This is a genomic window from uncultured Litoreibacter sp., from assembly GCF_947487515.1.
Lineage (GTDB): Bacteria > Pseudomonadota > Alphaproteobacteria > Rhodobacterales > Rhodobacteraceae > Litoreibacter.
Map to the genome: position 1 here is coordinate 498000 of NZ_CANKWO010000003.1, position 26242 is coordinate 524241.

Consider the following 26242-nt stretch of genomic DNA (forward strand, 5'->3'; position numbering starts at 1 on the left):
CGGGGTTACTTTGGGAAGCGTAGCGGCGGAATTGAGCCATTGCACTTTATACAGAACGTCCTAGGGTTCCCAAAAAACCTACCGAGGTCGAGAAGATGACTCCTGAGAAACCGATAGACCGCCCGATCCTTGATTGGCGCGCGCCAGAGCGCCCAAACCTAGATGCAATGGAGGGGAGATATGTGCGGTTGGAGCGGCTTCAACCGGATCTTCACGCTGCTGATTTGCATCGGGCAAACTCCGCGAATACCGACATTTGGAACTTCCTCTCCTACGGACCATTCACCTCGGCTGCCACTTATCACCGTTGGGTGCGCGAGATCACCGAAGGGAATGACCCGCTCTTCTACGCCATCAAGCCGCATGCCACCGGAAATTTCAGCGGGGTCGCCAGCTATCTGAGAATATCTCCAGAGGTAGGGTCAATAGAAGTGGGGCATGTCAACTTTTCGCAAGAGTTGCAGCGCACCCCAGCCGCCACCGAAGCCATTTTCTTGATGATGAGTTGGGCGTTTGAAGCTGGATACAGGCGGTTTGAATGGAAATGCGATGCTGGCAACATAGGATCGCGCCGCGCCGCGCAACGGTTTGGATTTAGTTATGAAGGTTTGTTTCGCCAAGCCACTATAGTGAGAGGGCGAAACAGGGATACGGCTTGGTTTGCTTGCATTGACGCTGATTGGCCAGCGCTCAAAGAAGCCTTTACCGCTTGGTTGGACCCATCCAATTTTGACGCGGAAGGGAGACAAATTGAATCCCTGAAATCCCTCACAGGATTGGTGCGCGTCACAAGTGATCCGGCGCTTTAGACAAGTTCACGAACGCTAAGGCGCTTTTGAATAAGGTTTCGCGTAGCCTGAATTGCAAGGCGGCGACCTTCGCCGTCTGCTTCAGCGCGGCTAAGTTTGCGCGAAACCGTTTCAAGCTCATCATCATTGGCCAACCGCGAAAGTCCTTGAAGAAACGGCGCGACATAGGGCAAAGCATCCACCCCGCTGCCAAGCAATTCGTCCAAGTGGTGCAGATCTTCATTCAAAGCGATCGGATCGGGCGATACGATTTCATGGCTTAGCAGGCGCGGGCCTGTTGGTCGCATATCCGCAGGCAGATGTTTGAGGATGATCTGTTGAAAGTCGCAAACGGAGGAAAACGGCTTGGCAATGAAGTCATTGGCCCCCGATGCCAGCGCGGCCTCTGCCTGCCCATCGGCCCCGCTGGTGGCAATAATAACCGGTCGTCCGCTGGGGTCTTCGGTTGCCAGTTCCGCGATAAGGTCTGTGCCTGATCCATCGGGAAGCCCCAAATCTACAATCACCACTGAGGGTCGGTACACTTGCAAATGGCGATGCGCCGAGGTCAACGTATCGGCCCTGCGAATGCGGGCGCCGGACCGGATGCAAAGCAATCGGACGGCTTCGGATGCGTATCGGCTGTCTTCGACCACCAAGACGGTCAAGCCGAGCAAAGGACGTTGTGCAGTTGCGTGTGATGCGAATGTCATGAATGCAGTATCATCGGGCATATGAGCCTCCGGGCAGCTAGAGGGTGAGTCGGGTTCTGCCTCTATGCTGACTCCTCATACCTAACAGGAGATGAATAGCGCGGATTTTACGCACCTCAAAAGCTTGCAGCAGCTTAAACAGACCGCCATAACCGCCCAAATTACACGTTAAGGGAGACAATCATGATTGGCAGACTGAACCACGTGGCCATCGCCGTGCCGGATTTAGACGCAGCTTGCGCGCAATACAAAAACACATTGGGTGCGAAAGTCGGCGCCCCTCAGGACGAGCCGGACCACGGCGTAACCGTTGTCTTTGTGGAATTGCCCAACACCAAGATCGAGTTTCTGTACCCATTGGGAGAGAACAGCCCCATCCAAGGGTTTCTGGACAAGAACCCATCTGGCGGCATTCACCACATCTGCTACGAGGTCGATGACATCATTGTGGCCCGCGATCATTTGAAGGCAAGCGGTGCGCGGGTTTTGGGAACCGGCGAGCCGAAGATCGGGGCCCATGGCAAACCGGTCCTGTTCCTGCATCCAAAAGATTTTACCGGCACTTTAGTTGAGTTGGAACAAGCCTGATGGCCGTTACCTCTGCATTTGTGGTCTTTGCCGTTGTTTGGTTTCTGGTGCTGTTTTGCGTGCTGCCTTTCGGGACACCCAGCCAAAGCGAAATGGGCGAGGTAGCCCGCGGAACCCCGCGCTCAGCGCCTGCGAACCCGCGCATGAAGCGCAAGTTTGCAATTACGACAGTTGTGGCATTCATCATTTGGGGGCCGCTGTGTTTGGCCATTATCTATGGCTACCTCAATGCGGACACGATAAACCTGTACAAACGCTTCGGGCCGGATAGCTAACGTGCCAACCGGTGGTACAGATGTGCAAAGGTGGCCACTCCCAAAATAGGGATAAGCAGGTTCACAAACGGGATCGTCAGGGGCACTGCCATAAGTGTGCCGGCGAACCAGATTTGCCATCGGTGTTTTTTGCGAAACACGGCGGCCCCTTCGGACCCTAGTCTGCGCTGTGCGACCATTGTCGCGTATTCGCGCCCCAACAGCAGCCCGTTTACGGCCCAGAAAATCAACGGTGCGGCAGGGGGCAAGATGAAGCACAGCACCAAGGCCACAAGGTTGGCAATCAACATCAATCCCAAAAATCTGGAAGTTTCCACCATTACCTCGCTCAACGGAAGCGGGGTCACAGGGGCCAATCCAGGGTAGTGCTCTGCCTCTACGGCGTCGACGACACGGTCGAGGAAAAGGCCGGTAAACGCCGAGGCCACAGGAACCATCAAGAAAACCGACGCGCCAAACATCACAGGAACCACCGCCCACGACAGGGCATTGTCGATCCATGTGATTTCCCCGATCCACGGCAAGGAAAACGTATCCGGCACCACCAACCCGATGATCCAAGCGAAAACGACCGTAAAGCCAAACAACAAGGCGAGGGTCAGACCGACCCCCATCAAGAGCACTTTCAAAAAGCGCCGGTCGCCTATTTGGCCCAATGCTTTGAAGAAATCGGAAAAGATCATGTGTTCATCCAAGTTGTAATGGCAGCCAAATCTGGGCGCGGGCGGTCTGGTGGGGTGGTGGTCTGCGTCCCGAGGTGGATGAACCCAGCCACGAACTCATGCGACTTCAGGTCAAGGCCTTGGGTCAGGAAGGGGCGGTCATGGGCCGTCCACCCCGTGAGCCAATTGGCCCCCCAGCCGGCGGCCAATGCGGCGTTTAACAGGGCAAGGGACGCTGCGCCCGCACTCAAGATTTGCTCCATCTGCGGGATTTTGGGCGAGTCCTTTGGGGATGCAATCACGGCGACAGACAGGGGGGCGGTCAGGAACATGGCCGCGATTTTGTCGATCTGGTCATCGGCGTGACCCAATTCGCCCCCGCGCGTGCGTGCGAGTTCAGACAATCGAAGCAAGGCGGGTTGGGTCAAGACGATGAAGCGCCATGGCTCCAGCTTGCCGTGGTCGGGCGTGCGCGCTGCTGCGGTGAGCAATGGAAGCAGGTCCGCTTTGTCTGGGGCAGGGGTCGTCAGGGTCTTGTAAGGGCGCGAGCGGCGCGTCAGCAAGAAGTCGAGCGCGGCTTGATTCAAGTTGTTCATGGAAAGTCTGGCCCCCAAAAGGCAGAGTTGCGTTGCCCTTCTATGTCGGGCAGTGGGGGCCAGATTTCAAGGCGTTATGGCAGTTTCATGCAGCTTGCGTAGTAGCTAACGGTCGCAGGCCAATCAGAAAACAGCCCAACGACGCCCACATCTTGGGCAAGGGTGTCGATCACCTCGTATAGGTCGCCATCAGAGGTAATCAGATCGTTTACCGATTTGTAATACCACCCGCCGCCAGTGTGCAGCGGGCCGGAGCGCTCCAACGACCAGCTGATAAGCAACAGCCCAGCTTCACGCGCGGCTTTTGCGTAGTTGGAAGCAGCAAGTTCCCCATCCGCGTTGGTCATCAACATGTTCATTGAGGGGGCGAGATAGTTGACCCCTTGGCTCTTCAGCGAGGCGAAGTCTTCTTTCCATGTTGTGTGGTCTTGCTCGTCGAACCCGTCGTGCCATTGCACAAGATAGACGGCCTGCGCACCAAACTCCGGCTCTGCTTTGATCCAGTACAGGATGTCATCAAGGTTGAAGCTTTGTGCCCAAACATCTGTCGCGGGGATGCCCGCGGCTTTGTATTCGTCGATCATCATCTGCGCATAGGCCTCTTGGGTGAAGCCATTGAAGGGCATTGTGACCGCTGGGGATTTGAGTTCTGGCGTGAACTTGCCACCGGCGGATTTGATCAAGGCAATGCTTTGGGCGTGGGTCATCAAGCTGCCTTGGTGGGCATAGAGATCTGTGCGCCAATCCGCAGTGGCGTTCATGTAGCCCTCCAAGGTGGTGGCGGAGGAGTCTGCGGCGTCCATTTTGCCAATCAGGGTTTGAAACTCCGCCAGTGTCAGATCAGAGGTGCGGCACTCCGCGCTGGCCGGTGCGCCATCTTTGGCTGGCGAGAAAGGGGTCGTGCATTTGTTGGCCAGCTCAGTGGCCAGAATGTTGGTGGTGGTGTGCAGATCGTTTTGTGCGTGGCGGCAAACCAGTTTCTTGTCGGAGGTAAAAGTGACGTCGCACTCGATGATTCCTGCCCCCATGCGGGACGCGGCTGTGTAGCTTTGGGCGGTGTGTTCCGGAAACTGCAACGCAGCGCCGCGGTGGCCGATTGAGAAGGCTGTGCGGGTGACGGGGTCGTTTGCGCAGGACAGCAGCTTGTCCTTAAGTGCGCCATCATCCATCCGGTCGACCAGATACAGCGGGCGAGGCCCGACTTGCGTGTCTTGGCTGATCGCCGGAGAGGTCAATAGCGCGCAAAGCGTGGCGAGCAAATATTTGGAGTGGGTCATTGAGATGCCTTTGTAGAAGCTTGGTTTCGTCCTCGCATCTACTCAGGGTTCGGTGACAGTTTGATGACTGGCTGGCACGATTTGTGCTGAGGCTGGTCGCGACTTGGCAAAGACCAAAAGCGCGACCAGCGTGCAAAAGACTGCCAGTAAAACCAGCAGCCCTTTGACGATCATTCCTCAGCGTCCGTTTTCTTTTTGGCGGGCGCTTTTTTCTTCGCAGCAGGCTTTTTCGCCGCTGGTTTCTTCTTGGGGGCGGCCTTCTTCTTGGCTGGTGCCTTACGCTTGGTGCCGCCTTTGGATTGCTTCTCGACAATCAGCTGCATGGCTTGATCCAAAGTCAGATCATCCGGCGAAACCTCCTTGGGGATCGTGGCATTGACCTTTTCCCATTTCACATAGGGGCCGTATTTGCCTTCCATAATCGAGATGTTGCCGCCGTCATCGGGATGATCGCCCATGTCGCGCAGGGTTTTGGCTGCAGCCCCGCGCCCGCCGCGAGACGCGACTTTTTCTGCGAGCAGTTGCACCGCGTGGTTCATGCCCACAGTGAACACATCCTCAAGGCTTTCGAGGTTGGCGTTGGTGCCACCTCGGTTCGAAGTGGTGTCCGCATGTTTCAGATAGGGGCCGTACCGTCCGATGTTGGACCAGACGTTCACGCCGTCCTCTGGGTGTGGGCCCAAAAGACGCGGCAAGGACAACAGGCGTACTGCCTGAGGCAGGTCAATGTCCTCCGGCGGCCATTCCTTCGGGATCGACTGACGGTTCGGCTTTTTGTTTTCCTCGGTCACTTCACCACGCTGGGCGTAGGGGCCAAAGCGGCCTTTGTGAATCCAGATATTGTCGCCATCATCTTCGCCCAAAAGTTTACCTTCTGGCGGGATGGCGCTGGCTTCGAGTTCGGGGTTTGGCGGGCCGAAGGGGCGCGTGTATTTGCAATCTGGGTAGCGCGAGCAACCGATGAAAGCCCCGCCTGAACGCGCGGTGCGCATGGACAAGCGCCCTTCACCACAATTGGGGCAAAGACGCGGGTCCGTGCCTTCTTCGTTGTCGGGGAAGATATGTGGTGTCAGCACGTCGTTCAATTTTTCGAGCACCTCGGTGATCGACAAATCCAAGGCCTCGGCAATTGCCACTGAGAAGTCACGCCAAAAGCGATCCAGTACGTTTTTGTAGTTCCGCTCCCCTGCGGAGACGTCATCCAGTTCCCCTTCCAACGCGGCGGTGAAGTCATATTCCACGTAGCGCGAGAAGAAGTTGGACAGGAAGACCGTCACAAGGCGGCCTTTGTCTTCCGGAATAAGGCGGTTCTTTTCTTTGACCACATAGCTGCGGTCTTGAATGGTGGTTACGATCGACGCGTAGGTGGAGGGGCGACCAATGCCCAGCTCTTCCATGCGCTTGACCAATGTCGCCTCGGTGTAACGGGGGGGGGGCTGGGTGAAATGCTGTGTGCCAAGGATGGCTTCATTCGCTGAGATAACTGCAGCACCATTGGATTGCACCGAAGCCGTGGATTTGACATCTTCGACCACGTCATCCGAAGACTTTGCGGCCTTCTTGAACTCTTCGAAATACGATGTCTTTGCCAGATTGGCGGTCTCGCCTTGGCTGATTTGCGGCAGGGATTTGTCGTCATCATCAAGAACGGCGTCGTCGTCTTTGCCTTCTTCATAGACGCGCAAGAAGCCGTCAAACATCATCACTTGGCCGGATGCGCGCAGCTCGACCTGTTGGTCATCAGAGCCGATCAGGACCGTTGTGCGCTCCAGCTTGGCCGCAGCCATTTGCGAGGCCACGGTGCGCTTGTAGATAAGGTCGTAAAGCTTTCGTTGATCCGCATCGATGATCGACAGGTCCTCGACGCCTTTGGCCAATTCTGTCGGGCGGATACATTCGTGCGCTTCTTGGGCATTCTTTGCTTTGTTTTTGTAGATGCGCGGCTCGCCGGGGACATATTGATCGCCGAATTTGTCTTTGATCGCGTCTCGCGCGGCGGCGATGGCCTCTGGCGCCATGTCGATGCCATCGGTTCGCATGTATGTGATGTGACCGGCTTCATAGAGGCGTTGCGCGGCGCTCATGGTTTGGCGGGCACCCATGCCGAATTTGCGGCTGGCCTCTTGTTGCAGGGTCGAGGTCATGAAAGGGGCAGAAGGATTGCGAGAGCCTGGTTTGGCCTCAACGCTGGTGACCTTGAGATTGCGCGAGTTGATCGCAGCCACGGCCAATTCGGCAGCGGTGTCATTGGCGATGTCGAATTTATCAAGCTTTTTGCCGGCCAATGTGGTCAGCCGTGCCTCGTAATTCTGGCCACGAGAGTTCGACAACATGGCCTTTACGGTCCAGTATTCTTTGTTGTTGAACTTCTCGATTTCCATTTCGCGGTCAACGATCAGACGCAAGCAAACTGATTGCACACGGCCCGCAGATTTCGCACCCGGCAGGCGGCGCCACAAAACCGGTGAAAGCTTGAAGCCCACGAGATAGTCCAACGCGCGGCGTGCCAGATAGGCGTCCACCAGCGGTTGGTCCACTTTGCGCGGGTTTTTCATCGCCTCGGTGACGGCGGTCTTTGTAATGGCGTTAAACACAACGCGGCTGACGGGGGTATCCTTTTTGATGACCTTCCGTTTGCGCAGGGTCTCCTCAAGGTGCCACGAGATGGCTTCACCTTCGCGGTCGGGGTCGGTCGCGAGAATGAGGTTGTTATCTTCTTTCAGGGCGTCCGCGATGGCCTTGACGTGCTTCTTGGAGTCGCTGCCAACTTCCCACAACATGTCAAAATCATTCTCCGGATCCACCGATCCGTCTTTTGGCGGCAGGTCCCGAACGTGCCCGTAAGAGGCAAGCACAGTGTAGTCTGATCCGAGATATTTGTTAATTGTCTTGGCCTTTGCGGGCGACTCGACGACAACTACGGGCATAACTGCCTCTCCTTAAACGACTACAATATTGAGCGGTTACATGTGGCCGCGGCATATGTGTTGTCAACAGGGGTGTGATCAAATGCCCGTTGAGGTGTCGGGTTTCACGCCTCTATCACGGGGAAAATGGGTCTACGCGGCTCAAATGTCGCAAGTTTCGACAGCGAGGTGGGTGAAACTTTGAATCTAAGGGTCTATGTGGGGCGTATGAAATATTTAGTCTTTCCATTTTTGTTTGTGCCCACGATGGCCACCGCTGATTGCGTTGTGTTGTTGCACGGGCTGGCGCGCAGTAGTTTTTCGCTCTCGGTGATGGAGCAAACATTGCAAAGCAATGGCTACCAAACCGTAAATCCATCCTACCCCTCAACGACCGAAACCATCGGCGCCTTGTCCAACGCGACAATCCCCGCAGCAGTTGCCGAATGCGACGCCAATACCCCCATCCATTTCGTCACACATTCGATGGGGGGAATCTTGGTGCGCGACTGGCTGGAGGGGAATGAATTACCAAATTTAGGACGAGTGGTAATGTTGTCGCCTCCCAACAAAGGGTCCGAGCTGGTCGACGAGCTAAGCGCTTGGGAGCCCTTCGAGTGGGTTAACGGGCCAGCAGGGGCGCAGTTGCACACAGGGCCTGATTCCGTCCCGAATGTGTTGGGTCCGGTGGATTTTCCGTTGGGCGTAATTGCGGGGACGAAGTCAATGAACCCGCTCTATTCAATGCTGATTACCGGCCCTGATGACGGGAAAGTCTCGGTAGAGCGAACCAAAGTGGACGGGATGACTGACCACCTGGCGCTACCGGTGACCCATACCTTCATGATGAACGCCCCCTTGGTCGTAGCGCAGACCATGGAGTTTTTAGAGCAAGGCGCATTCGACCACGAACTGACATTGACGGAGGTCGCGGCTCAAGTCGCCGATGTCGCAGGGGAGGCGGTCTCGGAGGCCGCAGCCGAAGTCAGTGAAGCGGTCGGAGAAACTGTCGAGCAAGCTCTAAGCAGCGACTGACGGATCAGCCCTTTGGGGTGATCCGGTTCAGGTGCCCCATTTTTCGGCCTGCTTTGGCGTCCAGTTTGCCATACAGATGCAGGGCCACGTTTGGCTCGGTTGCAAGAGAAGGCACCTTGTCCATATCCGCCCCGATCAGATTTTCCATGACTACGTTTGAATGGCGGCTGCCATCCCCCAGCGGCCAACCTGCGACTGCGCGGATGTGTTGCTCAAATTGGTCGATCACACAGCCGTTCTGGGTCCAGTGACCTGAATTATGCACGCGTGGCGCGATCTCGTTGACGATAAGGCCCGCCGGAGTCACGAAAAGCTCTACGCCCAGCACGCCGATGTAATCCAGCGCATTGAGAACGCGGCCAGCCATCAGTACCGCGTCCAACCCAAGTGACGCGGGAATGGCGGCGGGAACCGTGGTGGTGTCGAGAATGCCGTCGCGGTGAACGTTCTGACCTGGGTCAAAACAGGCAACTTGGCCGTCTGCCGAACGCGCAGCGATGATCGAAATCTCGCAGGTGAAATCGACGAAGCCTTCAAGCACGGCCTTCGCCCCGTCCATGGCGTTGAACGCGGCTTCGGCGTCGCTGGCTTGGCGCAGGCGAGCTTGCCCTTTGCCGTCGTATCCCAACGTGCGTGTCTTTAGGATGGAGGGCGCGCCGACTTCGGCGACAGCTTTGTGCATGTCCTCCAAGGTTTCAACCGGTGCAAACGGGGCCACAGACAGACCAAGGTCTTGCAAAAAGGCCTTCTCGTTCATGCGGTCTTGGCTGATGGTTAAGGCGCGGCGGTTCGGCCGGACGTCCCGCAGAGTTTCCAGCAAGTCCAAGGCCGAGGCAGGAATATTCTCGAATTCATAGGTGATAACATCGACGCTTTCGCCGAACGCGCGCAGGGCAGAAGTGTCGTCATAAGACGCTTGGATATGGCGGTCTGCAACATGAGAGGCAGGGCAGTTCGCGCTTGGCTCAAACACGCAAGTCTTGAACCCCAGTCGAGAGGCGGCAACAGACAGCATACGCCCCAATTGGCCGCCCCCCAGAATGCCGATGGTCGCATTGGTTGGCAGCGGATTAGACATCTGTGGGCTCCTGCGGGATCGAAGCCGCGAGGTCGGCGCGCCATGTGTCCAGTCGCACAGCCAATTCCGCGTCTTGCAACGCCAAGATGCCTGCCGCCATGAGGCCCGCATTGGCCGCACCAGCGGCACCGATTGCCATGGTCGCAACAGGGAAACCCTTCGGCATCTGCACGATCGAGTAGAGGCTATCGACGCCGGACAAAGCTTTGGTTTGAACCGGCACGCCAACTACAGGCACGCGGGTTTTGGAGGCCATCATTCCAGGCAGATGGGCCGCGCCGCCTGCACCGGCGATAATCACCTGAAGCCCGCGATCTGCAGCGGTTTTGCCGTAGTCCCAAAGGCGATCTGGGGTGCGATGGGCGGATACGATCTTGGCCTCATAGGCAATGCCAAGAGCGTCGAGAATATCGGCGGCTTCTTTCATCGTGGGCCAGTCGGACTGGCTGCCCATAATAATACCTACGGGGACAGATGGATTGCTCATGATAGGGCCGCTTTCAGGATACTGAATTGAAGTCGTCCTTATAGCGGCTCGGAACGATCACGCAATAATATCTGGGACAAGCTGGTCTTCAAGGGCGGTAATACGGTCCTTGAGGGACAGTTTTTGCTTTTTCAGGCGACGTAAGGTCAGCTGATCAGGCGCGGCCTTCTCTTGCAAGGCGGCGATGGCTTCGTCCAAATCACGGTGCTCGCGCTTGAGGACTTCAAGCTTGACGCGAAGAACATCGTTCTTGGACATGTTTTCAGATGACTTCACGGGGATAGGCTCTTTCCTGCGGGTGGCTGTAATGTGGGGGGGCGAATGCGTTCTGTCTAGTGATTCACTGATCTTGCCCTTGATTCATTTCTCCTCACCCCCCATTTTCTAAGGACGGCTGCCTTCGGGGGCCAAATTTGCAAAGTCGCTAGAACCAACAGGACTGTGCCATGACAAAACTTACCTTGGGGTCACACCCCTTCTTGCTGGGGTTCGACCAGTTGGAGCGATTGGTGGAACGCACCGCCAAATCCGAAAACGGGTATCCGCCGTTTAACATCGAACAATCCGCCAAGAACGCGTATCGCATCACGCTGGCCGTGGCCGGTTTTGGTGAAGACGACTTGTCGATAACGGTCGAGGATCGCCAGCTGATCGTGCGCGGCAAGCAAGCCGATCCTGATGAGGACCGTATATTCTTGCATCGTGGCATCGCTGCGCGCCAATTCCAAAAGGCCTTCGTGCTGGCGGACGGGGTGGAAGTTGCAGGGGCGGAAACCGAAAACGGCTTGCTGCATGTCGACCTGAGGCGCGCGGTGCCCGATACGATTGTGCAAACAATTAAGATCAACAAAGGATAAACTCATGGACACACCTGTAGATCTGAAAACCTTGGGCGGGGACGCCCGTATCGCCTATGTCCGCGCCGTTGATGCAACTGAGTTGCCAGAAGACCTGCGCCAAGAATTGGGCGGCATTGATCAGCTTTATGCGGTGCATGGGGCCGACGGGGAGCGGCTGGCTTTGGTGAAGGACCGAGAAATGGCTTTCATGCTGGCGCGCCAAAATGACTATGCACCTGTGACAGTACATTGAGCGGGTTCGCATTTGACTGGGTTGATGCCTTTACGAATGACGCATTCGGGGGCAACGGCTGCGCGGTGGTGTATGACGATGGGAACCTGCCCGTTGAGACATGTTTGAAGTTCACAAAAGAGACCGGTCTGGTGGAATGCACCTTCATTGGCCCTTCGGATGTGGCCGACATGAAAGTACGCTATTTCTTCCCCACACATGAAATACCCTTCGCAGGGCATCCGACGATCGCTTCGGTGCATTCGGCCTTGTCGCGCGGGCTGATTTCGGGGCCGAATCTGACATTGGAGACCGGCGCTGGGATCATCGCTGTTGAGGTTTCTGACGACGGCTGGATCACAATGACCCAAAACGCACCAATCTTTGGAGATGAGGTGCCGGCTGAGAAAGTAGCCAGATGCGTTGGGTTGACCAAAGAGGATATCGTGGGGCAGCCGCAGATCGTGTCGACTGGGTTGCCATTCGTGATCACGGTCTTGCGCGATCATGATGCGCTGAGGCGTGCCCAGATCGATGTCGCGGAACTCAGGGAATTTCAAAAGACCGTGCGGCTAGATGGCGCTCCGGTCATGGAGCCCTATCTGGTGGCTTTAGGTGGGGCAACTGATGCGGGGGCCACATTTGGCCGCCTTTTGCTATTGCCGCCTAGCCCCGCAGAGGATCCGTTTACGGGGTCGGCCACCGGCTGTGCTGCGGCGTATTTGTGGCGTCATGGGATGATCGAGGCCCCGAATTACATTGCGCAGCAAGGCCATGATATGGGGCGGCCAGGCAATGCGCGCGTCGAGCTATTAGGCCCACGCGACGCGATTGCGGGCGTGAAAGTCTCCGGTCAGGGGCGCATTGTGATGTCAGGCGAGATGCGGCCCTAGTCTTCAAAAAGGCCGGTGTCGAAGCCATCAATTGTGGTGGTATTCTTCTTGCGCCAGTAAGCGTCCACGCCCTCAGGGCCCATATCGGCGTAATATGGCAGCAGCTCATCGTCGACGCGATCTTCTTGAAACGGCATCAGGGGGACACCTGTGCCGCATGAGGTCTGAAGACGGTCAATTTTGAATTCGAAAATTTGCCGTGACCCTGCCATTTCGGGAAATGCTTCGGCCGCTGCATCCCACTGTGCATCACGCGGATGCAAGGTGTTGACCGTGCCGTACAGCCGCAGAATTAGGGCGTCGCCCTCAAAGGCACAAAACATCAATGTCATGCGGTTTTGGCGCTGCACATGCCCCGCGGTTTCATTGCCGCTGCCCGTAAGGTTGAGCCACATAATGCGGGTGTCGTCCAAGATGCGCAGGCTGTCAGCCCCTTTGGGCGATAGATTAACAGTGCCAGTTTCTGCGGCCGTCGCAACAAAGAAGACTTTTTGTCGTTCGATGAAGCTGCGCAGACTGCCGTTGAGCTTGGTTCCATGTGCCATAGGTGATGCTCCTGTCTGCATGAGAACGTAAGTGGAACATTTAATTGGGTCAACAAAAAAGGCCTTCCCGTTGAAGGAAGGCCTTACTGTCGTTCTTTTTTGGGGAGGTGATTAGCCTTTGATCAGGCCCATCGACTCCAGTTTCAAAATCACCTGATGTGCGCAGTTGTCGACTTCAACATTCTCGGTTTCGACCGACAGCTCTGGGTTCTCGGGGACGTCATAGGGATCAGAAATCCCTGTGAATTCTTTGATCTTTCCTTCCCGAGCAAGCTTGTAGAGGCCCTTGCGGTCGCGACGCTCGCATTCCTCGATGCTGGTCGCAACATGGACTTCGATGAAGGCCCCAAAGGCTTCGATGTCCTCGCGTACTGCGCGACGCGTGGTGGCGTAGGGGGCAATCGGTGCACAGATGGCGATGCCACCGTTTTTGGTGATCTCGGAAGCCACGTAGCCGATACGACGGATGTTGAGGTCGCGGTGCTCTTTTGAGAAGCCCAGCTCGGAGCTGAGATTCTTACGCACGATGTCACCATCCAGCAAAGTAACCGGACGCCCGCCCATTTCCATCAATTTCACCATCAAGGCGTTCGCAATTGTGGATTTGCCAGAGCCGGAAAAACCAGTGAAGAACACCGTAAAGCCTTGGTTTGCACGCGGAGGACGTGACTTGCGCAGTTCTGTGACCACTTGCGGGAAGGAGAACCATTCAGGGATTTCCAAGCCTTCGGCCAAACGGCGGCGCAACTCGGTGCCAGAAATATTCAGGACAGTAACGTTTTCGCGGTCTTTGATCTCATCCGCGGGTTCGTATTGGGCCCGCTCTTGCACATAGACCATGTGCTTGAAGTCGACCATTTCGATGCCCATTTCTTCTTGGTGCTCGCGGAACAAATCCTGTGCATCATACGGCCCGTAGAAGTCCTCTCCCGCAGAGTTGGAGCCAGGGCCGGCATGATCACGACCCACGATGAAGTGCGTGCAGCCGTGGTTCTTACGGATCAGGCCGTGCCAAACAGCCTCGCGTGGGCCTGCCATGCGCATGGCCAAGTTTAACAGGCTCATGGACGTGGTGGAGGAGGGGTATTGGTCCAACACCGCCTCGTAGCAGCGCACCCGTGTGAAGTGATCGATGTCGCCCGGTTTGGTCATGCCCACAACTGGGTGGATCAATAGGTTGGCCTGCGCTTCTTTGGCGGCGCGGAACGTCAGTTCTTGGTGCGCGCGGTGCAATGGGTTGCGGGTCTGGAAGGCCACAACTTTGCGCCAGCCCATTTTGCGGAAGTAGGCGCGCATCTCGTTTGGTGTGTCGCGACGGGCGCGGAAATCATAATGCACCGGCTGCTGAATGCCGGTAATCGGGCCGCCAAGGTAGATTTTGCCCGCTTGGTTGTGCAGGTAGTTCACCGCAGGGTGGGCGGTGTCATCCGCGCCGAAGACTTTTTCAGCCTCAAGGGCTTTGTTCGGCTCCCATTTGTCGGTCACAGACATCATCGCCAAAATCACGCCTTCTTGGTCGCGCAAGGCAATGTCTTGGCCGACTTCGATGGACTGTGCGAATTCGTCACCCACGTCCAAGGTGATTGGCATTGGCCAAAGCTCACCCGTGGTCAGGCGCATGGTTTCAACGACGCTGTCGTAGTCGGCCTCGGACAGGAACCCTTTGAGGGGGTTGAAGCCGCCGTTCATCAACAGTTCTAGGTCGCAGATTTGGCGTGGGGTCAGGTCCCAAGATGTCAGTTCTGCGGCTTCCAGCTTCATTTTCTGGGCGCTGTCGTATGACACATAGAGTTCTGGGATTGGCGTTAAGGCGTTGTTCATTAGTCTTGTCCTGTCACTGAGTGGGGAGAGGCTTGCGTGAGTGCCGGTTAATTCGGCGTGAAGAGCGTCGTATTCTTCGAACTTTCGTTTGAGAAACGCGTTGGTGAGTTGGTTTTTTGTGGAGCCGCCGCGCGCCGTTAAGGCGTATTCAAAGCGTTGGCGTTTGTCTGGCCCTGCGCGGTTGCTGATCTTGACCAAACCGGCCTCGGTCGCCGCGCGCAAAAGGGAGTTGAGCCGCCCAAGCGACACCCCCAAAGCGGTGGCGGTCGCCCGTTGCGACGCCTCTGGCGTCAGATCCAGCTGGCGCAAAAGCCGGAAAAGCAGGTCTTCATTGTCCAAAGCGGGTTTCATCGGCGAGGTCGTATTTTTGGTTCAGGTGTGTTCACGGGTGAACGCATCGCAGATTTCACGACAAAAACAAGAGGGGATTTGCGGGGAAAGCAATGCAGCATTTGTCGAAGCAAAATAGCCACAGTCAAAAAGAGCGCCTGCCGATGTCTCGGAGGCGCTCTTGAAACCATGTGGTGCAGGCCGAAGGATTTCGGTGGATTAGTCTTCTTCGGACAAGAAGCGCTCGGCCTCAAGTGCTGCCATACAGCCCATGCCAGCACTTGTGACGGCTTGCCGATACTTGTGATCGGTCAAATCGCCAGCAGCAAAAATACCTGGGATTGAGGTTTCAGTGCTGTCGGGTTTGGTCACTACATATCCGCCCATATGAGTTTCCAGCACGTCTTTGACCAACTCGTTTGAAGGGGCGTGGCCAATGGCCACGAAGACGCCTTTGCACGGGATATCGGTGATTTCGCCGGTTTTCGTGTGCTTTACCTTAATCCCCTCGACGCTGAGAGGGGCCTCGGTGCCTGTGACTTCGACCAGCTCGTGGAACCACAAAGGCTCAATCTTCGGGTTCTTTTCCAAGCGATCGATGAGGATCTTCTCGGCCCGCAACTCATCGCGGCGATGGACCAATGTCACCTTGGAGGCGAACTTAGTCAGGAACAGCGCTTCCTCAACGGCTGTGTTGCCCCCACCGATGACGACGATTTCTTGGTTCCGGTAGAAGAAACCGTCGCATGTGGCACATGCGGACACGCCGAAGCCTTTGAATTTCTCTTCGGTCTCCAGACCCAACCATTTGGCGCGCGCGCCGGTGGCCAAAATCACCGCGTCGGCGGTGTAGATGGTGCCGCTGTCGCCTTTCGCCTTGAACGGGCGGGATGTGGTGTCGAGGTCAGTGATAATATCGCCGATAATCTCGCAGCCCATGGCCTTTGCATGATCTTGCATGCGCACCATCAAGTCTGGGCCTTGCACCTCGGTGTCACCCGGCCAGTTTTCAACTTCGGTGGTGGTGGTCAATTGGCCGCCAGGCTCGATGCCTTGCACCAAGATCGGGTCGAGCAAGGCCCGCGAGGCGTAGACGCCAGCGGTATACCCTGCGGGGCCCGAGCCGATGATCAAAACTTTGGTGTGGCGCGTGTCTGACATAGCGGATTCCCATCGGCGATTTTTGAAGTCCGACACATATAATTGCGCTGTGGCCCAAGCGAAAGGGGGCAGCGAACAATTTGCAGATCATTTGAAATATTGCGCAAGCTTGAAATATTATTGCGCATTAGGTGCCTCTGGCGTAAGACGTTTGGAAGTTAAGGAGTCCGCAATGGCCATGTCAAAACTCGACGAGATCGACCGCAAAATTCTTTCTGAGTTACAAACTGACGGGCGAATGACCAACGTAGAGCTGGCGAAACGCGTGGGTATTTCTGCGCCGCCGTGTTTGCGCCGTGTGCGGACACTCGAAGAATCGGGCTACATTCGGGGGTATCATGCCGATGTGGAGGGCAGGGCGCTTGGCTTCGAGGTGAAGGTCTTCGCGATGGTGGGGCTGCAAAGTCAGGCCGAAGCCGATCTATCTGCCTTTGAAGCGCGATGCGCAGAATGGCCCTTGGTCCGCGAGTGCCACATGTTGAATGGTGAAGTCGACTTTATCTTGAAATGCGTGGCCCCCGACCTAAGCGGCTTCCAGCGGTTTTTGACCGAAGAGCTGACTTCGGCCGAAAACGTGGCAAGTGTGAAGACGTCGCTGGTGATCCGCGTGGCCAAAGACGACCCCGGTGTTCCGTTTGAAGTCGTCGAAGAACGGCTGTCCCAGATAGACTAGGACCCGTCGCGGATTGCGTGCATTTCAAACGCGGTCATGCGGTTTGTCGTCTGCGGGCCAAAAAATTCCAACCCGCGGGCTTGTGGAAACAGGCGCAGCAATGCCTCGCGCATTTCGTCGTCGATCAAGGCGGCTGTATGCGGGCCGGGGTGAAAGCTTTCGACCTCCAACCCGTTTACCTTGATTGTCGCTTGCCTGTCGAAGCCAAGGTTAAACATTGAAATCGGGGAGGCGGGCTGCACGGAAAAAATCGATGTCCCATCATCGAATGCGCGGATCGGTGCAAAGGCCTTCTCGGTGCCGAAGAGAGTTCGGCATTTCGAATGGGTAAACAGAAGATGGGCGCGCTGGGCTAGAAGCAAATCTTGCGACGGTTTGGCAAGGCCGAAGGCTTCCGAAGTCACTCGATACAAGGCGCCACGATCTGCCGTTTGGGCTTCGCGCAAAGACATCTCGTAAGAGCCCACCCATTGCAACGGAATGGCCCCATGCTCGGATGTGGTGATCATCGTACCAGGGGTGAGATCTTCGACGGCGACGGGGCCATTGCTTGTCGCGATCAATGCCCCGCGTGCCATATTCGCGCAGGCGCATTCTACCACTGGAAGCGAGGGGGCGATGACGGTGTCGTAGCGGGCCTCACCTTTAGGGCTCAGCCATGCGATGTCATAGGGGCGAGATAAGGCACGCATTCGGGCGCGTGCCGGAGAGCGGTATACTGTGGACCGAGCTGCGCCAACTTCAAAAGCTGTCAGATTTGTGTGGGCGTCAGGGGAATAGGCCATGCGTCGTCCCTTTCAGGTCTATGCGTGACTGCGTCGGTCCCCACCGGCGCGCAGAAGTGCGTGTTTAAGATGTGTAAACAATACAAAGAAATATGTTCTTAAGTCAATAAATGGCACTTATTCGGCGCGTTTCTGAAGACAATGCAGTCTGGTTCACAGTACCGTTTCTGGCTTTTCCAGAATGCGCCAATCTTTCGCGTCGTGCTTGAGCAATGGACAGTTTCGAATCGCTCTGTCACAGTCATTTCACCCTCGAATGTGTCGGTGAATGAGGCGAATGGTGCAGGTAACAAGTAAAGATCCCACGTTGAAAGTTGTCTCGATGACGCGCTTCCACTTTGTGGCGGGATTGCCGAAGTCAGGGGCGCGGCAGTTCACAAAGCTGCTGGGGCAAAACCCGAAGTTTTGCGTCTCAAGCGATAGCCCCGCCGAGCGGCTGGTGGATGCGGTGTGCAATGGCGCGGATACGTCGGGGCAGCCATTCTCGGACATCGACGCGCGAACACATGCAGCCCTGCTCCGAAGCACGTTGGATGCGGCCCATCACGCCAGAGGCATCGACGCCGTGGTCGTTGACAACAACCCTAAATGGCTGTCGCATATCACGACATTGGGGGCAATTTTTCCGCTGTCGCGCTTTGTCATACTGGTACGAGAGCCAGAACGGATCGCTGCAGAAATCGCCGAAGACGCGGGAGAGGCGCAATCACCAACTTCATTGATGTCCCTCACGGGCGAAATTGGCCGCCCCATTTTGCAGTTGCAAAGCGCCCTGGACGGACCGGCCGCCGCGCGCATGTTACTGATCGATTATGACCGCATGCTGCAGGACGCCGAACAAGTGTTTCAGGCGACTTACAGTTTTTTACGGGAGCCGATGTTTAAGCATGATTTCCGCACGCTTGCTGGGACTGCAAAGGCCGCGGTGATGCCCGCGGCGAAGCAAGCAAGGCGGTTCTGGCTTCCTGGGGGGCAGGCCGCGGCAAGATCCCAAATTCCTGCGCAACCTATTTGGCGGCGAAATCAAAGCTCTGCGGCGACGATGTTGCTGTCCTAGTCTGGTGAACAAGGGGCGCTGATGATAGATGTTTCCCTGATTTGGCATAGGGTACGTGACTGATGGCAACTTTGAGCAATCAACAAATAAAGCAGCTTTTTGCCAAAGCGCGCCAAGCCCAAGATCGTGGCCGATTGCATGAGGCTGAAAAAGGGTACACGCAACTGGTGAAAGCGGCCCCGCAATTGGCGGAAGTCCGGTTTAACCTCGCGGAGGTTTTCGTGCGCCTCGGCAAAGCCGCGGAGGCGGCGGCACAATTTGAAGCCGCATTGAAGCTGCGCCCGAACGAGCCTGCGATTTGGACAAGCTATCTGAACATGGCCCGCCAACATCCCAACCCCAAGAACTTTGACGTTTTGCTAGATCGCGCAAAGCCGGTGTTGGGCAAGACACCAACATTTGCATATTTTAAAGGCCTTGCGGCCCTGCGCGACTCGCGATGGGATGACGCGGCAGATTTGTTTAATTCGGCTATTTCAAATGGGTTTCGACAAGCGCGCGTCTATGCTGAATACGGCAACGCGCTGGCAGAGTTGAAAAACTACACCGATGCACTGGCCCAATTTGACAAAGCTCTTTCGTTAACTCCTTTGAACGATATGATTTTGTTCAGAAAATCCAGCTTGCTGCAAACCATGGGCCGGATTGAGGAGGCCCGCGCGACTGTTCAAAAGGCGATCGAAATCGCGCCGAACTCCGGTCGGCATTACACCTTATATGCGTCGCAAACAAAGATGACAGCCGACGATGCAAATATCCCGAAAATGAAGACGGCCCTAAAGTCAAAACGTTTGGGAGATGAGGAGCTCCCGATGCTGGCATTTTCCTTGGCAAAAGGAATGGAGGACAGCGGACAATTTGGCGAAGTATTTACCTATTTGGATCAGGCCAACCATGCCGTCGCGCGTGTGTTTCCCTATGATGCAGCGGCGGTGAAGCAGCGGATTGAAGATGTTCAGGATTTGTATGAGCAGATCAAAGAGTGTCGTGGCCCAGTCAGTGACGCCGCGCCGATATTTGTGACCGGAGCGCCGCGTTCGGGGACGACGTTGGTGGAACAAATTCTTGCGTCACATTCCAGCGTCGAAGGCGGCGGGGAGTTGGGACTCATCCAACCCCAAATTAGCGATCTGTTGGTCAGTCCGAAAGGGGGAGGCAAACTGGATGGGAATGCTTTGTTGGCCGAATGCGTTGAGGCCGCAAAAGAGTTCCAATCACAGCTGCAGAACCTGTTTCCGGACGCCACGCATGTCACGGATAAATCGATCTCTAGCTTTTCATTAATCGGGTTTCTTGCCAAAGCGATGCCAAATGCGCGCTTTGTCGTGGTACGACGCGACCCGCGTGACAATGCCTTATCGCTATACAAGAACCAGTTTCGCGCTGGGTTGCATCGCTATTCCAACAAGCTAGAGGACATTGCGGTGTTTCTTCGCCAGTTTGAGGAGATGGTAGAGTTTTGGCGCGGGCAGTGCCCCGATGCTTTCCACGAAATACGCTATGAAGAATTGATCGCGGAGCCCGAGGCCCAGTCGCGTGCTCTTGTCGATGCTGTCGGGCTTGAGTGGGAAGACGCCTGCCTGTCCTTTTACGAGACCAAGCGCGAGGTGCGCACTTTATCTGCAACTCAGGTGCGCCAGCCGATGTATTCTTCGTCAGTCGGCGCTTGGAAGAAGTTTGAGGCGAATATGCAGCCATTTCTGAAAGCCTATGGCCCTATTGAGGAATAGTGCCGTTCAAGTTTGGCTGCGTGATCTAGGTGTATTGCATCCAAATGGCGATGATACACGCGGTTAGCGAGACATCCCCGCCACACGCAGGTCACCCATGTCATCGGACAGAGGAGTCGAAAGGATTTTCGCAAGGCCAGGTGCTTCATGTGCCAAGCGAGATTGCCAGTTCGGCTCTACACCACGTGCCCAAGGCATGGTCACATCCGTGCGCGCACTTTCTTCAAGAACCCAAGTCATCCAGCGGTTACTTTTACCCATTGTGTTTCTCCCAACTTATGGTGTCGGAGCGGTGCTGCGTGATCGCTGCGTTGTGGCCCCGTTCGTAAAATTCGTGTCCCGCTTGGGGACAGGTACAATCCACCACGGCAATGGGGCAGGGGCATGTCGTCGTTCAAACTTTCTTAAATTTCTTTGTAGATAATTGTGGCGAAGGACGACGACGATGCAAAGGAACGTGAACGCCAGTAATTCAAGGATATTTGAGTGTATAAGCTGCATAACGTCATCATTAGCAGCGGAAGTTTAAGGCCTGATTAAGGCGGGCGAAGGCCCTGCAATTGTCACAGTCAGCGAAACAAAGCAGCTTTTACAGTCGAACTGTCGCGATCAACCGTCCGTAATCGGCCTGTGATTGATGCACGCTGCGCCTGTAGGAATAAAAGCGCGACGGGTCAGAATAAGTGCAGTGGCGCGTCCATTCCGCGGCTATCCCCGCAGATCGCAGCCGGTGAAGGCCATATGCAGGCAGGTCGAACTGCATTTTGTCCCCTTCGCCGCTTGCGAAAAAGCGGGCGTTCTCGGGGTCCTCGTCATAGAACCGCTCAAAGTATTCCGGCCCAACCTCATAGGCTGCTTGGCTGATGCAGGGCCCAATCACGGCTTGGATGCTGTCGCGCGTGGCCCCAAGTGCGATCATGGCTTCGATTGTGTTCTCCAAAACGCCTGAAACGGCTCCGCCCCAACCAGCATGCGCCGCGCCGATGACGCCGGCGTTTGGATCAGAAAACAAAACCGGTTGGCAATCAGCGGTTAGGATGCCCAACGCCAAACCCGGGGTCGCGGTGACCATTGCATCTGCTTTCGGCTTTTCTGGCAGCGGGGCATCAACGACAACAACATCGGCGGAATGGCACTGGTGAACAGAAATCAGGTGGCTTGGCTCTACCTGCATGGCTTGGGCCACGCGCGTGCGATTGACCAATACTGCTTCGGATTGATCGGACGATCCTTGGCCGCAGTTTAGTCCCTCGAAAATCCCCGAAGAGGCCCCGCCTTTACGCGTGAAAAACCCATGCCGAACGCTGCCCAATACATCTGATGTAAGAATTTCCAATGTCATGATGAACTCGCCATATCAAAGCCAGGAGGGTGGGATGCGCCCCGCGGAGTGAGTGCAATTGCTTTGAACAGCGTCCCCATTTCCTCCGGATGCGTCAAGCGCCGATGCGCGGCAACATGCTGATCCAGCGCCGCGCCGTGCAAATTTTGTGCCAAGGCCTGTGCGCGTTGGGTGATGCCGAGGTGCTCTAGCAAAACGCCTTGCGGGGTCATGCGGCTAACTTGGCAGGTGGCGGCGGCCGAGAGCGCCTCAAAGTCGACATGCGCCGTCAAATCAGCCTGCCCAGGGGCCGCAAGCGGCGACACTGGTGCATGGTTTTCCAGCGCTTGAAATGTATCTCCCAAAGATCGCCAATCGCCATAGTCGACGATAATCCCTGCGCCGCCCTGCGAGACCCGTGCTGAAATCTCTGCCATCACTGGCGCGGCGTATGGGCAAAGCTCCACCACATCGCCGGCGCCCGTATCCGCAAGCCGGTGGGAGAGGGCATCGATGCGGGTGTCCTCGGTCAGGCCAAAGGATAACGCGTCACCTTGCAATCCAATGCGACGCTCGTTCCAGCCGTGTGTGCCACGGATAAACTGGCGGATAGGCAGGGCATCGAAGAACTCATTCGCAAGCAGCAACACTGGGCCGTCCGGTAGTGCCGCCGTAGAATCAACCCAAGTGACATCTGCCCCGACAAGTGTTTGAGACTGGACTTCGCGTAAATGGGCGCTGGCCTCGACCAAGACCACTTTGCGCGGGAAGTCGGGGATGCGTGCCGTCGCGCGCAGCACGTCTTTCATCAAGGTGCCGCGTCCGGGGCCAAGCTCTGCCAAATAGGCGTCGGGCTGCCCTTGATCCATCCATGCTTGCGCAAGGCTCAAGCCCAATAGCTCACCGAACATCTGGCTGACTTCGGGAGCAGTGACAAAGTCGCCGGAGGCTCCAAACGGGTCACGCGTTGCATAATAGCCGTGGTCGGGATGTAGCAAACAGGCCTGCATATAATCGGCCAACGTCATTGGGCCATCCGTCGCGATTTGCCGCGTTAGAAGGTCTCCAAGGGCCGTCATGCACGTTTGGCCCGCGCGATGAGGGCGAGGCCCAATAGGATCATCGGGATTGACAGGATTTGCCCCATGGTCAGCCCGTATCCCCCCATGTGCCACGCCAAGCCCAGTGGATTTCCCTCGCTCACAAACAGGGCATCCGGCTGGCGGAAAAACTCCACAAATCCACGGGCAATTCCGTACCCTGCGAGAAAGACGCCGATCATCGCGCCAGAGCGCATCAGCCAACCGCGACGATACGCGAGCCACAACATAAGTAATCCAAGCACCAGCCCCTCAAGACCTGCCTCATAAAGCTGTGAAGGGTGACGGGTGCAAATGCCCTCTACATTGGGGCAGTTTTGTGCGGCTTGACCAGGAAAGGCAAAGGCCCACGGCACATCAGTCGGGCGCCCCCACAGCTCGGCGTTGATGAAATTGGCGAGGCGCCCCAACATCAGTCCAGCCGGTGCCGAGACCGCCACAGCGTCCCCCACTTGCAAGGTAGGAAGCTTGTACTTCCAGCAATACGCCAGACCTGCGGCGACAACGCCGAGGAAGCCGCCATGGAAGGACATGCCGCCCTCCCAAACCTTTAAGATGTCGACGGGGTTGGATAGGAAATAGCTGGGCTGGTAGAACAAAACATAGCCCAATCGCCCGCCCAACACGACGCCAAGTATGGCCCAAGTCAACAGGTCTTCGGGCTGCTCCTTTGTCATGGGCGCGCCGCGATCGCCCCACAGCAAAGGGCGTTTCATCAAGTCGACCACAATGCGCCAAGCAATGACCAGCCCGACGATATACGCCAGCGCGTACCATCGCAGCGCAAAGGAGAAACTTCCCAACTCAAGTGTGAAAATTTCGGGACTGATGTCGGGAAAGGGCAGGGCAAATATTGTCATGGCCGTTTCGTGCGCTGAGGCTGCGACGAAGTCAACCTTGTGCATGGACGCAACCCAACCCATATAGGGGCAAGTGACGAAGGAGTGACGCCATGCAGACCCGCAACAAATTTTTCGATGATATGTCGCAACTGATGACCAACGCGATGGGCGTGGCGCAGGGTGCGAAAGGCGAAGCAGACAATGCCTTTAAGGGGATGCTGGACCGTTGGCTGGCGGATCGTGATTTCGTCACGCGTGACGAGTTTGAAGCTGTGCGGTTGATGGCTCAAAAAGCCCGCGAAGAGAATGAGGCCTTGAAGGCCCGCCTTGATGCGTTGGAGCCGAAGAAAAAGACAGCAGCCAAGAAGTCTTAGGCTGCGACCTGTTTTCTTGGGAATCGCAGGTGCTTTTCAGGGCGCTGAAAACTGGTGATTCCTTACCACAAATCTTGATACAGCCGCACAATGTCGTCTTGCGTGGGGATGCGCGGGTTGTTTTGTGGTGACCCCGAAGCCAAGGCCTGCTGGGCCATAGTCGGCAGCAGCGCGAAATAGCGGTCTTTGTTCAACCCCTGCGCGGAAGGGGCGGGAACCTTGAGATCATCATTGAGGCGTCGCAACCCTTCGACCAGTTTCCCGCAGGCCAATTGGTCGCTGTCGCCAGTGGTCGCCATCTCCATGACGCGGGCACAATCGGCATAGCGGTCTTGAGCGTGGTCAACTGAAAACGCCGTGACGTCTGGCAAAAGCATGGCATTGGACAACCCGTGTGCCACGTGAAAATGCGCGCCGATGGGGCGACTCATACCGTGCACCAAGGCCACTGACGCGTTTGAAAACGCCATTCCCGCCTGAGACGCCGCCAGCATCAGCCCTTCTCGTGCTTCTGTATTGGTGCCGTCCAAGCAGGCCGCCCGCACGTGTTTTGCAATGAGTGGCATTGCACTAAGAGCGAAGGCATCCGTATAGGAAAAAGCCTTGCGCGACACATATGCCTCCATCGCGTGGGTCAAGCTGTCGATCGCCGTATCAGCGGTTATGCGCCACGGTTTGGTGGTTGTGAATTCCCAATCGATGAGGGCGGCAGTTGCCACGGCCGCCAGACCTGACAGGTTGTATTTTTCGGTCTTTGCGGTGTCAGTGATCACGCACCACCGCGTCAACTCGGACCCTGTCCCCCCAGTGGTCGGGATCAAAATCAGCGGCGGGCCACATTTGTCGATCTGTGTTGGAGCCTTGTAGTCGCGCACATGACCAGAGTTCACCGACATGAAAGAAATCGCCTTGGCCGTATCCATCGACGAGCCGCCGCCCAACCCGATGACACAGTCGTAGTCCTCTGCGTCGAAAGCGGCCAACCCTGCATCAAGGCAGATGTCTGTTGGGTCCTCAACCACCCCGTCGAAAAGTCCGTAGTGGATCCCCGCAGTGTCCAAAACGCGCGTTACTTTGGCGACATGGCCCAGTTTGACCAAGTTTTCATCCGTTACAATCAGCGGGTGCGACAGCCGGAGCTGCTCCAGAACTTGGGCGACCTCCGCGGAAACACCGCCACCGATACGAATAATGCGTGGGGATTGAACGCGCCCGATGGTCATCCTGCTCTCCTTAATGAATTCGAAAAGGGTGCCTTGATGTGGCTGAACATGCAAGCAACCTTGCCTTTTCCTAGCTGCGTCACTTAGGCTCCTGAGGTCCAAACAATCAGGGAATCTGATCCATGCTTCGTTTCGCTGCTGCGGCACTTGCCGCCTTCACTGCCACTGCTGCCTGTGCCGATGGGCATTTGCCCGACTTAGAGGGCAAAGAAATCGTTGTGGTCACCGAGAACGCCTATCCGCCGCTACAGTTCATTGAGCCTGGCACTGGCAACCCCATTGGTTGGGAATATGATGCGGTGGCCGAAATCGCCAAACGTATCAATGCGACGGTAGTCTACGAAAACACCAGCTGGGATGCGATGATTCCTGCCGTGTCGCAAGGGCAGTACGACTTCGGGATGACCGGCATTACGATCCGCGACGACCGCAAGGAGCAGGTTGATTTCTCGGATAAATACATGACTTCCGAGATGATCATGATGGTGCGCGGGGATGAAGATCGCTTCACCGATGCCAAGTCGTTCGCAGCCGATGAAGATCTGTTGATGGCCGCGCAACCGGGCACGACCCCGTTCTATGTAGGTGTCTATGACGTGTTGGACGGAAACGAGGAGAACGCCCGTATCATCAAGTTTGAGACCTTCGGGGCAGGGGTTCAGGCCTTGCGAACCGGCGATGTGGACTTGGTGCTGACCGATAGCACGGCTGGCAACGGATATGTGTCCGCTTCCGAGGGCAAACTTAAAATTATTGGCGAAAAGCTGGGAACCGAAGACTTCGGTTTCATCTTCCCGAAGGGCTCCGAGCTGGTTGCACCAATCAACGCGGCCATTGCGGATATGGCCAAGGACGGTACGTTGGACGCGCTCAATAAGAAGTGGTTCTTGGACTACAAACTCGGCGGCTAA

The 26242-nt window shown here is 56.3% G+C and carries 29 protein-coding genes; 12 read left to right on the forward strand and 17 right to left on the reverse strand.

The features are described from left to right. Positions 1-95: 95 nt before the first annotated feature. Positions 96-809 (forward strand): GNAT family protein, encoded by a 714-nt coding sequence (locus Q0746_RS12400; protein WP_298260698.1) that lies wholly within the window; start codon positions 96-98, stop codon positions 807-809. Here Q0746_RS12400 and Q0746_RS12405 read toward each other — a convergent pair. Continuing rightward, complete coding sequence (locus Q0746_RS12405; protein ID WP_298260700.1) at positions 806-1522, reverse strand: response regulator; 717 nt, start codon at positions 1520-1522, stop codon at positions 806-808. The genes Q0746_RS12400 and Q0746_RS12405 overlap by 4 nt on opposite strands. Before the next feature lie 162 nt (positions 1523-1684). Here Q0746_RS12405 and mce point away from each other — a divergent pair, with 162 nt between their 5' ends. Together mce and Q0746_RS12415 are read left to right on the forward strand one after the other, a co-directional pair. Next, positions 1685-2089 carry a methylmalonyl-CoA epimerase gene (gene mce, locus Q0746_RS12410; RefSeq protein WP_298260702.1) on the forward strand — a complete coding sequence of 135 codons (405 nt, stop codon included), beginning with the start codon at positions 1685-1687 and terminating at the stop codon, positions 2087-2089. After that, positions 2089-2364 carry a DUF1467 family protein gene (locus tag Q0746_RS12415; protein ID WP_298260704.1) on the forward strand — a complete coding sequence of 92 codons (276 nt, stop codon included), beginning with the start codon at positions 2089-2091 and terminating at the stop codon, positions 2362-2364. The genes mce and Q0746_RS12415 overlap by 1 nt, the downstream gene beginning before the upstream one ends. Here Q0746_RS12415 and Q0746_RS12420 read toward each other — a convergent pair. The 4 genes from Q0746_RS12420 to topA all read right to left on the reverse strand — a co-directional run bounded on the left by Q0746_RS12420 (position 2361) and on the right by topA (position 7826). Continuing rightward, positions 2361-3047 (reverse strand): EI24 domain-containing protein, encoded by a 687-nt coding sequence (locus Q0746_RS12420; RefSeq protein ID WP_298260705.1) that lies wholly within the window; start codon positions 3045-3047, stop codon positions 2361-2363. The two genes, Q0746_RS12415 and Q0746_RS12420, sit on opposite strands and share 4 nt — an antisense overlap. Next, positions 3044-3622 (reverse strand): nitroreductase family protein, encoded by a 579-nt coding sequence (locus Q0746_RS12425; RefSeq protein ID WP_298260706.1) that lies wholly within the window; start codon positions 3620-3622, stop codon positions 3044-3046. The genes Q0746_RS12420 and Q0746_RS12425 overlap by 4 nt, the downstream gene beginning before the upstream one ends. A 74-nt stretch (positions 3623-3696) precedes the next feature. Continuing rightward, a complete protein-coding gene (locus Q0746_RS12430) occupies positions 3697-4899 on the reverse strand; it encodes a glycerophosphodiester phosphodiesterase family protein (RefSeq protein ID WP_298260708.1) in 1203 nt (400 codons plus the stop codon). 170 nt (positions 4900-5069) lie between these two features. Then, positions 5070-7826 carry a type I DNA topoisomerase gene (gene topA, locus Q0746_RS12435; RefSeq protein ID WP_298260709.1) on the reverse strand — a complete coding sequence of 919 codons (2757 nt, stop codon included), beginning with the start codon at positions 7824-7826 and terminating at the stop codon, positions 5070-5072. Between the two features lie 207 nt (positions 7827-8033). Between topA and Q0746_RS12440 the strand changes: the two genes are divergently transcribed. After that, positions 8034-8840 (forward strand): alpha/beta fold hydrolase, encoded by an 807-nt coding sequence (locus Q0746_RS12440; RefSeq protein WP_298260711.1) that lies wholly within the window; start codon positions 8034-8036, stop codon positions 8838-8840. A gap of 4 nt (positions 8841-8844) precedes the next feature. On the opposite strand, the gene Q0746_RS12445 is transcribed toward Q0746_RS12440, so the two are convergent. Genes Q0746_RS12445 through Q0746_RS12455 form a run of 3 tightly spaced genes read right to left on the reverse strand, consistent with a single transcriptional unit; the run spans position 8845 to position 10663 of the window. After that, entirely contained in the window at positions 8845-9918 is a 1074-nt protein-coding gene (locus tag Q0746_RS12445; protein WP_298260713.1) for a 5-(carboxyamino)imidazole ribonucleotide synthase, read from the reverse strand. After that, on the reverse strand, positions 9911-10405 hold the full coding sequence (gene purE, locus Q0746_RS12450; protein WP_298260715.1) for a 5-(carboxyamino)imidazole ribonucleotide mutase: 495 nt from the start codon (positions 10403-10405) through the stop codon (positions 9911-9913). The genes Q0746_RS12445 and purE overlap by 8 nt, the downstream gene beginning before the upstream one ends. 57 nt (positions 10406-10462) lie before the next feature. Further along, positions 10463-10663: a DUF465 domain-containing protein gene (locus Q0746_RS12455; RefSeq protein WP_298261273.1), complete on the reverse strand. Its 201-nt coding sequence runs from the start codon at positions 10661-10663 to the stop codon at positions 10463-10465. 188 nt (positions 10664-10851) lie between these two features. Between Q0746_RS12455 and Q0746_RS12460 the strand changes: the two genes are divergently transcribed. The 3 genes from Q0746_RS12460 to Q0746_RS12470 are packed head-to-tail and all read left to right on the forward strand — an operon-like array spanning position 10852 to position 12369. Next, complete coding sequence (locus Q0746_RS12460; RefSeq protein WP_298260717.1) at positions 10852-11262, forward strand: Hsp20 family protein; 411 nt, start codon at positions 10852-10854, stop codon at positions 11260-11262. A 4-nt stretch (positions 11263-11266) separates the two neighbouring features. Then, positions 11267-11497: a DUF1150 family protein gene (locus Q0746_RS12465; RefSeq protein WP_298260719.1), complete on the forward strand. Its 231-nt coding sequence runs from the start codon at positions 11267-11269 to the stop codon at positions 11495-11497. Further along, the gene (locus tag Q0746_RS12470; RefSeq protein WP_298260721.1) at positions 11494-12369 is read left to right on the forward strand and encodes a PhzF family phenazine biosynthesis protein; all 876 of its coding nucleotides are present in this window, start codon (positions 11494-11496) and stop codon (positions 12367-12369) included. The genes Q0746_RS12465 and Q0746_RS12470 overlap by 4 nt, the downstream gene beginning before the upstream one ends. Here Q0746_RS12470 and Q0746_RS12475 read toward each other — a convergent pair. From Q0746_RS12475 to trxB, 3 genes are all read right to left on the reverse strand, one after another. Beyond that, positions 12366-12914, reverse strand: a complete 549-nt coding sequence (locus Q0746_RS12475; RefSeq protein WP_298260723.1) for a pyridoxamine 5'-phosphate oxidase family protein — start codon at positions 12912-12914, stop codon at positions 12366-12368. The two genes, Q0746_RS12470 and Q0746_RS12475, sit on opposite strands and share 4 nt — an antisense overlap. Before the next feature lie 111 nt (positions 12915-13025). Next, positions 13026-15086 (reverse strand): bifunctional sulfate adenylyltransferase/adenylylsulfate kinase, encoded by a 2061-nt coding sequence (locus Q0746_RS12480; RefSeq protein WP_298260725.1) that lies wholly within the window; start codon positions 15084-15086, stop codon positions 13026-13028. A gap of 198 nt (positions 15087-15284) precedes the next feature. Further along, positions 15285-16226 carry a thioredoxin-disulfide reductase gene (gene trxB, locus Q0746_RS12485; protein ID WP_298260727.1) on the reverse strand — a complete coding sequence of 314 codons (942 nt, stop codon included), beginning with the start codon at positions 16224-16226 and terminating at the stop codon, positions 15285-15287. Positions 16227-16398: 172 nt separating this feature from the next. Between trxB and Q0746_RS12490 the strand changes: the two genes are divergently transcribed. Then, positions 16399-16899, forward strand: coding sequence for an Lrp/AsnC family transcriptional regulator (locus Q0746_RS12490; RefSeq protein WP_298260729.1), 501 nt, complete (start codon positions 16399-16401; stop codon positions 16897-16899). On the opposite strand, the gene Q0746_RS12495 is transcribed toward Q0746_RS12490, so the two are convergent. Then, positions 16896-17684, reverse strand: a complete 789-nt coding sequence (locus tag Q0746_RS12495) for a Hint domain-containing protein (protein WP_298260731.1) — start codon at positions 17682-17684, stop codon at positions 16896-16898. The two genes, Q0746_RS12490 and Q0746_RS12495, sit on opposite strands and share 4 nt — an antisense overlap. Before the next feature lie 322 nt (positions 17685-18006). On the opposite strand from Q0746_RS12495, the gene Q0746_RS12500 reads away from it, so the two are divergent. After that, entirely contained in the window at positions 18007-18741 is a 735-nt protein-coding gene (locus Q0746_RS12500) for a sulfotransferase (protein ID WP_298260733.1), read from the forward strand. A gap of 62 nt (positions 18742-18803) precedes the next feature. Further along, positions 18804-20471 (forward strand): tetratricopeptide repeat-containing sulfotransferase family protein, encoded by a 1668-nt coding sequence (locus tag Q0746_RS12505; RefSeq protein WP_298260735.1) that lies wholly within the window; start codon positions 18804-18806, stop codon positions 20469-20471. A gap of 63 nt (positions 20472-20534) precedes the next feature. On the opposite strand, the gene Q0746_RS12510 is transcribed toward Q0746_RS12505, so the two are convergent. From Q0746_RS12510 to lgt, 4 genes are all read right to left on the reverse strand, one after another. Beyond that, positions 20535-20732, reverse strand: coding sequence for a hypothetical protein (locus tag Q0746_RS12510; RefSeq protein WP_298260737.1), 198 nt, complete (start codon positions 20730-20732; stop codon positions 20535-20537). Between the two features lie 328 nt (positions 20733-21060). Next, positions 21061-21813 (reverse strand): peptidoglycan editing factor PgeF, encoded by a 753-nt coding sequence (pgeF, locus tag Q0746_RS12515; protein WP_298260739.1) that lies wholly within the window; start codon positions 21811-21813, stop codon positions 21061-21063. Then, the gene (locus Q0746_RS12520) at positions 21810-22871 is read right to left on the reverse strand and encodes an SAM-dependent methyltransferase (RefSeq protein ID WP_298260741.1); all 1062 of its coding nucleotides are present in this window, start codon (positions 22869-22871) and stop codon (positions 21810-21812) included. Before Q0746_RS12520 ends, pgeF begins: the two co-directional genes overlap by 4 nt. Then, positions 22868-23752: a prolipoprotein diacylglyceryl transferase gene (gene lgt, locus Q0746_RS12525; protein ID WP_298260743.1), complete on the reverse strand. Its 885-nt coding sequence runs from the start codon at positions 23750-23752 to the stop codon at positions 22868-22870. Before lgt ends, Q0746_RS12520 begins: the two co-directional genes overlap by 4 nt. A gap of 92 nt (positions 23753-23844) precedes the next feature. Between lgt and Q0746_RS12530 the strand changes: the two genes are divergently transcribed. After that, positions 23845-24108: an accessory factor UbiK family protein gene (locus Q0746_RS12530; protein ID WP_298260745.1), complete on the forward strand. Its 264-nt coding sequence runs from the start codon at positions 23845-23847 to the stop codon at positions 24106-24108. Between the two features lie 62 nt (positions 24109-24170). Here the strand turns inward: Q0746_RS12530 and Q0746_RS12535 are convergent, their stop codons facing one another. Continuing rightward, positions 24171-25331: an iron-containing alcohol dehydrogenase gene (locus tag Q0746_RS12535; protein WP_298260747.1), complete on the reverse strand. Its 1161-nt coding sequence runs from the start codon at positions 25329-25331 to the stop codon at positions 24171-24173. Positions 25332-25453: 122 nt separating this feature from the next. Between Q0746_RS12535 and Q0746_RS12540 the strand changes: the two genes are divergently transcribed. Beyond that, positions 25454-26242, forward strand: coding sequence for a transporter substrate-binding domain-containing protein (locus Q0746_RS12540; RefSeq protein WP_298260749.1), 789 nt, complete (start codon positions 25454-25456; stop codon positions 26240-26242).

Excerpts from the sequence above, each read along its gene's own strand:
- Q0746_RS12505 (WP_298260735.1), top strand. The coding sequence starts at position 18,804 with ATGGCAACTTTGAGCAATCAACAAATAAAGCAGCTTTTTGCCAAAGCG.
- Q0746_RS12530 (WP_298260745.1), top strand. The coding sequence starts at position 23,845 with ATGCAGACCCGCAACAAATTTTTCGATGATATGTCGCAACTGATGACC.
- Q0746_RS12465 (WP_298260719.1), top strand. The coding sequence starts at position 11,267 with ATGGACACACCTGTAGATCTGAAAACCTTGGGCGGGGACGCCCGTATC.
- Q0746_RS12480 (WP_298260725.1), bottom strand. The coding sequence starts at position 15,086 with ATGAAACCCGCTTTGGACAATGAAGACCTGCTTTTCCGGCTTTTGCGC.
- Q0746_RS12540 (WP_298260749.1), top strand. The coding sequence starts at position 25,454 with ATGCTTCGTTTCGCTGCTGCGGCACTTGCCGCCTTCACTGCCACTGCT.
- Q0746_RS12400 (WP_298260698.1), top strand. The coding sequence starts at position 96 with ATGACTCCTGAGAAACCGATAGACCGCCCGATCCTTGATTGGCGCGCG.
- Q0746_RS12405 (WP_298260700.1), bottom strand. The coding sequence starts at position 1,522 with ATGCCCGATGATACTGCATTCATGACATTCGCATCACACGCAACTGCA.
- Q0746_RS12425 (WP_298260706.1), bottom strand. The coding sequence starts at position 3,622 with ATGAACAACTTGAATCAAGCCGCGCTCGACTTCTTGCTGACGCGCCGC.
- Q0746_RS12475 (WP_298260723.1), bottom strand. The coding sequence starts at position 12,914 with ATGGCACATGGAACCAAGCTCAACGGCAGTCTGCGCAGCTTCATCGAA.
- Q0746_RS12490 (WP_298260729.1), top strand. The coding sequence starts at position 16,399 with ATGGCCATGTCAAAACTCGACGAGATCGACCGCAAAATTCTTTCTGAG.
- Q0746_RS12440 (WP_298260711.1), top strand. The coding sequence starts at position 8,034 with ATGAAATATTTAGTCTTTCCATTTTTGTTTGTGCCCACGATGGCCACC.
- Q0746_RS12495 (WP_298260731.1), bottom strand. The coding sequence starts at position 17,684 with ATGGCCTATTCCCCTGACGCCCACACAAATCTGACAGCTTTTGAAGTT.
- Q0746_RS12510 (WP_298260737.1), bottom strand. The coding sequence starts at position 20,732 with ATGGGTAAAAGTAACCGCTGGATGACTTGGGTTCTTGAAGAAAGTGCG.
- Q0746_RS12535 (WP_298260747.1), bottom strand. The coding sequence starts at position 25,331 with ATGACCATCGGGCGCGTTCAATCCCCACGCATTATTCGTATCGGTGGC.
- Q0746_RS12415 (WP_298260704.1), top strand. The coding sequence starts at position 2,089 with ATGGCCGTTACCTCTGCATTTGTGGTCTTTGCCGTTGTTTGGTTTCTG.
- trxB (WP_298260727.1), bottom strand. The coding sequence starts at position 16,226 with ATGTCAGACACGCGCCACACCAAAGTTTTGATCATCGGCTCGGGCCCC.
- Q0746_RS12460 (WP_298260717.1), top strand. The coding sequence starts at position 10,852 with ATGACAAAACTTACCTTGGGGTCACACCCCTTCTTGCTGGGGTTCGAC.
- Q0746_RS12500 (WP_298260733.1), top strand. The coding sequence starts at position 18,007 with ATGACGCGCTTCCACTTTGTGGCGGGATTGCCGAAGTCAGGGGCGCGG.
- Q0746_RS12445 (WP_298260713.1), bottom strand. The coding sequence starts at position 9,918 with ATGTCTAATCCGCTGCCAACCAATGCGACCATCGGCATTCTGGGGGGC.
- lgt (WP_298260743.1), bottom strand. The coding sequence starts at position 23,752 with ATGACAATATTTGCCCTGCCCTTTCCCGACATCAGTCCCGAAATTTTC.
- Q0746_RS12520 (WP_298260741.1), bottom strand. The coding sequence starts at position 22,871 with ATGACGGCCCTTGGAGACCTTCTAACGCGGCAAATCGCGACGGATGGC.
- mce (WP_298260702.1), top strand. The coding sequence starts at position 1,685 with ATGATTGGCAGACTGAACCACGTGGCCATCGCCGTGCCGGATTTAGAC.
- Q0746_RS12420 (WP_298260705.1), bottom strand. The coding sequence starts at position 3,047 with ATGATCTTTTCCGATTTCTTCAAAGCATTGGGCCAAATAGGCGACCGG.
- Q0746_RS12430 (WP_298260708.1), bottom strand. The coding sequence starts at position 4,899 with ATGACCCACTCCAAATATTTGCTCGCCACGCTTTGCGCGCTATTGACC.
- topA (WP_298260709.1), bottom strand. The coding sequence starts at position 7,826 with ATGCCCGTAGTTGTCGTCGAGTCGCCCGCAAAGGCCAAGACAATTAAC.
- Q0746_RS12455 (WP_298261273.1), bottom strand. The coding sequence starts at position 10,663 with ATGTCCAAGAACGATGTTCTTCGCGTCAAGCTTGAAGTCCTCAAGCGC.
- pgeF (WP_298260739.1), bottom strand. The coding sequence starts at position 21,813 with ATGACATTGGAAATTCTTACATCAGATGTATTGGGCAGCGTTCGGCAT.
- purE (WP_298260715.1), bottom strand. The coding sequence starts at position 10,405 with ATGAGCAATCCATCTGTCCCCGTAGGTATTATTATGGGCAGCCAGTCC.